Origin of the sequence: Dyella sp., assembly GCF_035508675.1 — a bacterium.
In the GTDB taxonomy this organism is placed as follows: Bacteria; Pseudomonadota; Gammaproteobacteria; order Xanthomonadales; family Rhodanobacteraceae; genus Dyella_B.
Genome location: NZ_DATJMN010000403.1, coordinates 1 through 8,058, shown reverse-complemented (window position 1 = coordinate 8,058; position 8,058 = coordinate 1). Strand labels below are relative to the sequence as shown.

Annotated in this window: 5 protein-coding genes; all 5 read right to left on the bottom strand. The window is 63.5% G+C overall.

The genetic code is table 11. The features are described 5' to 3' along the window. Positions 1 to 2,190: ESPR domain-containing protein (locus tag VMA74_RS21430; protein WP_325370734.1), on the bottom strand; the 2,190-nt coding region annotated here is incomplete at its 3' end. 132 nt (positions 2,191 to 2,322) lie between these two features. Beyond that, positions 2,323 to 3,138 carry a sulfotransferase gene (locus VMA74_RS21425; protein ID WP_325370732.1) on the bottom strand — a complete coding sequence of 272 codons (816 nt, stop codon included), beginning with the start codon at positions 3,136 to 3,138 and terminating at the stop codon, positions 2,323 to 2,325. A 190-nt stretch (positions 3,139 to 3,328) separates the two neighbouring features. Next, complete coding sequence (locus VMA74_RS21420) at positions 3,329 to 4,327, bottom strand: helix-turn-helix domain-containing protein (protein WP_325370730.1); 999 nt, start codon at positions 4,325 to 4,327, stop codon at positions 3,329 to 3,331. Continuing rightward, entirely contained in the window at positions 4,324 to 5,568 is a 1,245-nt protein-coding gene (locus VMA74_RS21415; protein WP_325370729.1) for an MFS transporter, read from the bottom strand. The genes VMA74_RS21420 and VMA74_RS21415 overlap by 4 nt, the downstream gene beginning before the upstream one ends. A 292-nt stretch (positions 5,569 to 5,860) precedes the next feature. Next, positions 5,861 to 7,600, bottom strand: coding sequence for an alpha-L-fucosidase (locus VMA74_RS21410; protein ID WP_325370727.1), 1,740 nt, complete (start codon positions 7,598 to 7,600; stop codon positions 5,861 to 5,863). Between the last annotated feature and the right edge of the window lie 458 nt (positions 7,601 to 8,058).

The window sequence follows — 8,058 nt, the reverse complement described above, 5'->3', positions numbered from 1 at the left end:
GGAGGCGCTTCCGCCGTTGCCGCCCTGGCCACCGGCGCCACCGTAACCACCCCTGATCCCACCGTAGTTGGTCAGCGTGCTCGTACCGGTTGCATTCACACCGACACCGCCCATGCCGGCGTTGCCGCCTGCGCCGCCATTGCCACCGCTGCCAAACGCGGCGTTCGTCCCAGCCTGGGCAGTGCCCGGGGGTGGGGGCAGGTACTTGCCGCCACTACCGCCCGTGCCACCGTTGCCACCGTTGCCGCCCGCGCCACCCATGATCAACCCGGTGTTGGTGAGGGTTATCCCCGCGCCGCTGATGCCCGCGCCACCCATCGCACCGCTACCGCCGGCACCTGCGTTAGCGCCGGATCCGGGTGCGGGGTTTCCGCTGTACTTGGCGCCGCCCGCCGCACCGCTACCGCCATTACCGCCCGCGCCACCGTTGCCGCCTGTGCCGCCGAGGATCTCGCTCTGATTGTTTACGGTAAAACCCGTACCGCTGACCGCCGCGCCGCCCGCATAACCGGCGCCGCCCGCACTACCTGCCGTCGCCGTGGTGCCGCCCGAAACCGAGCCGTCCGAACCTGAAGTGCCCGTGCTCCCATAGCCACCGTTCGTTCCAGTCACCAGGATCTGTGCCCCCACCCCAAGGGTGGTTCCCGAGGACATGACAAAGCCGCCGGTGAACATGCTGCCGCTGCCGGCCAGGTCGAGTTCGCCGCCCTGGATCTGCCAGGTCGCGCTGGTGTTGACGGTACCGTCCAACGTCCAGGTGCTGTTGCCGGTCTTTTCGTAGTTGGCGAAGCCCTGGTATTGCGCACCGTTGCCGGATTGGTCGATCGAACCGGTGAGCGTGGCATTGGTGTCGCCGCCCAGGTCGAGGGTATCGCCACCGTTGGTGGTGCCGCTGCTGCTGACTACGTTGCCGGTAAGGGTCGAACCCGCTTCCAGCACCAACGTATTGCCGCCGCCGCTCAGATCGATCGCGTCGGCCTGGGTGCCGTCCGCGCCAACGCCTCCGGCAATGCTGCCGCTGTTAGTGATGGTGGAGCCGCCCGTCGCCACGACGCCAACACCGCCTGCGCCCCCGCTATTTGTGCCTCCGTAATAGCCGCTACCGCCCGTACCACCATGGCCACCGGCAATACTGCCGGTATTGGTCAGTGACGAATTGACTATCGAAACGCCCGCGCCACCGGCGCCACCGACTCCACCCATTTCGCTGTCGCTGGTACCCGCACCACCGGCTCCGCCGAGGATTTGACCGCTGTTAGTGATGGTCAGGCCGCTACCCGAAACCCCTATGCCACCGGCACCGCCGTTACCGCCAAAACCGCCATCGCTTACCGAGCCGCCGCCATACCCACCGACACCGCCCGCAACAGTGCCACTGTTGTTGAGGGTAAAACCCACACCCGCGACCCCGGCGCCGCCGTTACCGCCGGCCGCAGCAATGAAGCCACCGCCGCCATTGCCGCCTGCACCGCCGGTGATCGTTGTGCCCGAACCGCTGGTGATCGTGCTGCCCGCGCTGGCATACACACCCGCGCCGCCGCCACCGCCGCCGCCGCCGTAGCCGGACGAACTGGAGAAACCGCCGTTGCCACCGTTACCGCCGTTGCCACCCACAATGCTGCCCGGGTTGATAAAGGAGGTGCCGCTGACCGTCTGGCCCGCACCACCGCCGCCGCCACCACCGCCACCGCCGTAATAAACGTCGGCAAAGTCGCCACCACCGCCGCCGCCGCCACCATTGCCGAGCGTGCCCAATCCACCACCCGCACCGCCGCCACCAGGAAGGTCGACAGGACCGCCAGCCCCTCCGGAGTTGTTGGCGCCCTGGCCTGCGTAACCGGTACTGCCAGCCGAACCGCCCGTGCCGCCGCTATTGGCGTAAGCGCCGGAGGTCACGGAACCGGTACCGCCCGCACCCGGTTGATCGCTGGTGGTGCCGGCACCGCCGGCACCGCCATTCACGCCGCAGATTGTGGTCGAGCTGGGCACACACGTCTGCGCCATCAACGGCGAAGCCGCTGTTGCCAGCGCGGCAGCCACCGCGATCACCAGCAGGCGCGATGTCAGCTCCGGCTTCGACGGTGCGTCGGCACCGCCGGCGGCGGCGCCCTTGGGCGCGGCAACCAGTTCCGATGCAACTTGCATGATGCCGAGCGTGCGATTGAAAACGAGTCGATAGATGCGATTCACGGCGAGCTCCCCTGTTACTTCCGATGTGTTGGATTTATGGCGTTGCGTTCAGCCGCTCGCGGCGTACGCGCATGCGCGACGGACGAGTGGCCGGTCATGTGAAAAAGCGTTTTGCGGTACGCGCGCAGCACGTCAAACCACCCTCACGTTGCGAGGGTTCAGCGCGGGATCGAGCCAGAAGGCGTCGTTTTCGAAACGACGGAACACATCCGGCGGCAACACGCTGCTGCGCTCGCGCACGGCAACTTTCTTGCGCACCGTGTGCAAGCCCGGCGTGCCCGCGCGCAAATCGAACTCGTCCGCCTGATAGCTGATGTTTTCGAAATCGTGTTGGTAGGCAGGCTCGCCGATGAAGTCGTAGATCGCGGCGATCGCGCGTGCCGGCTCGCTGGTCAGCGTTTCGTAGCGCAGCAGCATGAGGTTGGAGGTTTCATCGCCGTAGAACGCTTCTTTCAACGCGTTGTAGGCGTAACCCACCATGCCATCGCCGTTGGCAAGGCCTTCGGCGCGCGAATACACCGTGCCGCCGGGCTGATAGTTGAAGATGGAAGAAGGCTGGAAGGTGTTCTTGCGAATCAGCTGCTCGATGCTGTCGATGATCCACGACACGTGTCGCACGCAAGCGATCACCTTGCCCTGCGGAAACAGCTCTTTGAGCTGGCGCATCTTGGTGCACCACGCGCGATTGGTGTCGAACACCACCTCGGCGCCGTATTCGGGGCCGTAGTAGTTGTCGAACATGCCTTTGAGCATGCGTCGACGCTGATCGTCGGAGACGAATACCGAGTACTCGTTGCGACCGCTGAGCTCGCCCAGCATGGTGTTGAACGCGCCGCCGATCGGGCCGCTCATGCCGGCGTGGAACCGCGGGTTCTGACTTAAGATGGCTGACAACAGCGTAGACCCGGACCTGGGCAGGCCCGAGGTAAAGTGAAACCGGCGATCCATCTAGCCCCCTGTAGGCTATGGCCACTATCTGGCACGACCAGCTTCCCGCCTATCGCACCACTTATTTATATGTGAAGCACATCACAGCTTTAAATTGTGATTAATGCTAGGGGCTTGGAAGGAGAAGGGACATGTCTGTGCGTTTCACGTTAGAAACGCACATACAGGAAAGCGAGCCCGGCCCAGGCTTTTACTGCAGCTCGGAGAGGGTGCTGTTCCAGCGGCAGGCCATCAGGTCGACCGCAGGATCTTGCGTACCGCGAATGCTGGCCGCACGGTAGGCGCCCGGGGTGATGCCAAAAGCTTGTTTGAACAGCCGGCTCGCATGGCTTTCGTCGGAAAACCCGAGCCTGGGAGCCAGTTCGGCCAGCGACATGGCGTCGAAGGCGCGGTTGTCCAGCCGATCGCGCAGCTGCTGCAGCCGGCACATCTGGATAAAGCGATTGACGCCGCCGCAGGATTCGAAAAGGCGGTAAAGGCCGGCCCGCGAAATGCCGGTGGCGTTGGTAATGTCCTGGATGGAAAAGTCAGGCGCGCCGACGTTTGCCTCGATCAACCGCCGCACCGATTCGTAGCGCACGTGCTCGAGCCGATAGAACTCCGAGCGAGCGCCCGAGCCGTAGGGATTGATCGCCACCGACAGAAGATCGATGAGCGTGCGCGTGACCGCCGCATGCGCGACAAATGGCAGGTGAGGCATTTGCTCGACCAGGGCCCGCAACATGGCGCCAAGCAAACCGCCCTCGCTTGCGCCGATCAGATAACCGTGCAGACCTTCTACGTCGCCGACTGCCGCGCGCACACTGTCGCGCGCCAGACTCACGGTGATCAGCACCACGTGGTCGGCGCCGGTTTCCGCCGGCTCGGAGGTATCGATCAGCAGGCTTTCGCCCGGTTTGATCGACATGGCTTTGCCGTCGGGGCCGGCGAACAGTTCGCCGGCGACGACGTGATTCAACGTGAAGTGATCGAACCCATCGGACTCCACGCGTTCCCGGCGACGATGGCAAATGCCGCCGTATTCGCGCGCAAACAAGATCGTGCGATCCAGGCGCCAGCTGCGCACCCGCGCAAAGAACGGCGCATTGGTGCGCTCGATATCCGCGCCGCGCGCATACAGATCGCAATAGCGTGCAAATGCCACATCCGGCTCGAATGCCGTACTGTCGAACGCGAAAATCTCGCTCACCCGACGCCCTCCATGGCCGCGCGCCGCCAACTGGTACGCGCCAAGCACGCCGCGACAATGCCCACGATGGCCGCGGTGACGCATACGCGACTCAACGCCCAGGACAAGCCATGGCCCCCCATGCCTAGCCCGTCGCTGACCACCCCCGCCATAAACGGACCAAGCGCTACGCCCACCACGGTAATAAACGCGAGAAACACGCGCAAACCCACGTCGTGCAAGGAGGGATCCAGCAAGTCGGGCAATCCCGCCAGCGCCGCGACGGCGGCCGTGCCGCCGATCAGCGAAGCGAGCGCAAACAGCAGGCACGCCGTTACGGCCGAGTGGGCGAACGGCATCACCGCGATCACAGGAATCACCAGCAACAACGCACCGGCCACGATCGACGTGGGCGACAGCTTCTCCCCGCGCTTGTCGACCAGTGTCCCCGCGATGAAATGCCCGAACGGCGAGGCGACCAGCAGTGCCGCGCCAAAAACGAGCGCCGCCGCGGCAGGCGTCAACCCTTGCTGGCGATGCAACACCGATGGCGCCCATGCGCCCACGGTCTGCACGACCAAAACGCTGGCGGCGGCACCACACAGGTACGCGCTCATCATGACCGGGCGCTCGCGGAACGAGGCAAACATCTGACTGAAAACAGGCGTACGCGTCGCCGGCAGCGCGGAGCAAGGTTCGGCGCGGCACAGCAGCAACACGATCAACACGAGGTTCGGTGCGGCCATCACCAGGAAAAGCAAGCGCCAGTGCGTAAACGCCGACGCCGGCAACCATTTTGCGAACAGCGCCAATGCCGCACCGCCCAACAACAGCGACAGACTTCGTCCGGCCGACGCTCCGGCGGTGAATATCGCCATCGAACGCGCACGCCACGGCGCTGGCGCGTAGGTCACGATCAAACCCAGCGCGAGCGGCACAAACGCAGCCTGCCCCAATCCCACCAGCGCACGCGCCACGACCAGCGTCGCGAACGAATGGCCGAACGCAAAGATCGCCATGCCAAGCATCCAGATCGCGATGCAGCCAGCCAGCGACCGCAGGCGATGCGACGAATGCGCCAGCGGCCAGCTCGCCAGCATGCCGGCTACGTACAGCGCGGCGAACGCAGGCCCGTCGAGCAGACCCATCTGCGTGTCCGTCAAGCCTAGGTCCGTCTTCAACAGCGGTGCGGCTACGGCAGGCAGGTTGCGATCGATGAACGCCATGCAGTGGCCAAGCGCAAGCAAGGCAACGAGAGCCATCGGCATGCCTGGCGTTTTCGATTGGGCATCGGACCGCTGCATGGCTCCCCTGCATGCCGTTCGTGGACACGTGGACAGGGCGAACCTCATTCCGTACGAGATCGCCCCAACAGGAAGCGTGAGCAATGTTTATGCCATGGGGAAAGGCGCGGTGGGGCTATCCTCCCGCGCCTTTTTCAGCAGGCGGCTGCCGGCGCGCGGACCTATAGGGTCACCTTATGACAAGAACACGACGGCGTGTCGCCGGCCGAGGGCCGCGCTCGACAGCCCCATGGTGCGGGTTGAGCGCACGTTACTGCGTCGCGCCCGTTGCCGGAGACAACGCCACGGATTGCACCGTTGTCGGAAGCGGCGTGCCTTGGCGGAAGGGCGAGGATGGCGTCAGCTCCACTTGCATTGCGTAAGGATGCGTGGCGCGATCGCGACGTACGCGCACCGTCCGAGTGTTTTGTTCTTCGTTATGCGTGGCCGCGTGCGCAAGATTCAACGGATAGCGATGGCCGTCGACCCACACATCCATCTTCGCGTTTTCAGACGATGGCGTGTAGCGAACGGTGAGGGCGTAATCGATCGCGTTGGCATCGATCTGCCAACTCAATTTGTAGAGCGTGGCGGGTGCTTCGTAACCTTCGCCGTTGTAATTCAGATAGTGCTCTGCTTGTGCCGGTTGCAACTGAAAATGACCGTCTTGCGCCGCGGCGATCGTGTGAGGCCGCGCATGCAGCTCACCCTGAAAAGGCAGCACTACGACCGGCATGAAGGCATCTGTGTCGGTGCCGCCGGCATCTTTCATCGGCCAGTTCGCCAGACGATCCAACGCGATGCTGATGTCGTCGCCGTTGCGTTGAATGGTTACCGTGGAATCGGGCGAACCGAGTCGATAAGCGCGACCCAATTGGGTGTCCGCCAAGCCAGGCACATGCAGTTGATGATCCGACGGCATCTTCGCCACAAACAGGTAGATCGCATGCGGGCCGACGGTGGCATAACCAAAATCGAGCGCGGCGAACGGCTGCTTTCGCGTGCCGTAGACGGCCTCGCCGTTGCGCTTCAACCATACGCCGATGCCGTGCAATACCTCCGCCTCGTAGGGCACGACGGAACCGTCGCCTTCCGGCCCGATGTTGAGAATGTAGTTGCCGCCCTGGCTTACGACGCGCACCAGCCGCGCGATGTTCTCGCGAATCTTGCCGGGCAGATCCGTTCGCGTTTGCCATGAACGGTAACCCCACGTTTGCGGAAACATGGACGCCGGCGATTGCCAGGGCAATTCCATGCCGACATCCGGTTCGGCGTTGTCGCCCATCACGGCGAAGTCGCCTTGGTGATTCCACACGCGCCCCGAAATCATGGTCTGCGGCTGCAGCGCATGTACGGTTTGCGCGAAATGCGCGCTTTGCGCGGGCGTGGGTTTGCCCATGTCGAACCAGATTTCCGCAATGGGTCCGTAGTGACTCATCAGCTCCTTGAGCTGCGCGACATTGAAAGCCTCCTGCGCGGAGGTAATCGGGTTGCTGTTGCCCTCGATGTACGTATTTCCACCGGGGTGATGCCAATCGATCGTCGAGTAGTACACGCCGAACTTCAGTCCGCCGCGCGCGCACGCCTCGGCAAGCTGTTTAACGATGTCCTGGTGATAGGGCGTGTCGTCCACCACGTTGTAAGGCGTTTGCGCGGTGTGGAACAAATTGAATCCGTCGTGATGCTTGGCGGTGATCACGATAAATTTCATGCCTGCCGCCTTGGCGAGCGCCACGATCGCATCGGGATCGAAATGCACGGGATCGAAGCGTGCCGCCAGCGCCTCGTATTGCTTGGGTGGAATCGGCGCGTTCGCAAGAATTTGCTCGCTGTAGCCATTGTTCACGCGCTGGCCGTTCCACATGCCGCCGGCAAGGGAATACAGGCCGAAGTGAATGAACATGCCGAACTTGCGATCCTGCCACGCTTTGATCGTTGCGGCGCTGGGACCCGGGCCCGGTGGCGGCTGGGGTTGATCCAGCGGGCGTTGCACGGGGGCTTGCGTATCCATGGCCGGCGACGCCGATCCGGCCCAAAGAGACGAAGACCAGCAGGCCATGCCCGTCAAAATCCAAAGCATGGCGTGTTTCTTACCGATCGCATTCGTCATGCGCGTTGCACCCGTTGCCCTATCCGACAGAGCGAGGGACTTTACACGTCCGTTGGCCTGACCGCGTCAAATACCACGGACAACGAATTCTCCATTTACGCCTTAGACCGACTAGCGCGTATCGGCTGTCGGTCATCGTTGCCAGATGGCGGTGGGTAGCCGTTATGATGGAGTCGCTCTGGTTTGTCGCGCGACGCATGATGCTTACGTGAGAGCGGGGGATAACTAGAGGATCGTTGTCATGCCTTTTCATGACATGGCAGTTGGGAGTGATCCAGCTGCATGATGCGCGACCATTCGCCTACCCTCAGCGTAGCCTGCTTGGCCCGGCTGGTTTTATTTTTGGTTCTGCTGCTTCC